The 234-nt window shown below is 48.7% G+C and carries 1 protein-coding gene; it reads right to left on the bottom strand.

The features are described from left to right. Nucleotides 1–234: hypothetical protein (locus ACY2RR_RS24800; RefSeq protein WP_490110866.1), on the bottom strand; the 234-nt coding region annotated here is incomplete at both ends.

Genomic DNA, 234 nt, shown 5'->3' with positions numbered 1-234 from the left:
GGAAAATAAAAGCCGGAGAGTATGGAGCAAAAATCAAAGCGTGTTTGTCGAACAATAGGTTTGATATAGACAAGCTGTTGGGCCGCAATCATGCGAGCAGAAAAATGCCCGGCTAACGCCAGCATTGCACCATGCCAGAGAGGAAAACGCCCCAGCTCCATAAGGTCAAAAAAGCGCTGGTTTGGCAGATGGTCCCGTAGTCTGAAATCATGGGGCCATGCCCGAAAAATGGTT

It is taken from the genome of Parendozoicomonas sp. 2304DJ65-17, assembly GCF_058148445.1.
This window is presented reverse-complemented; position numbering and strand designations above follow the sequence as displayed.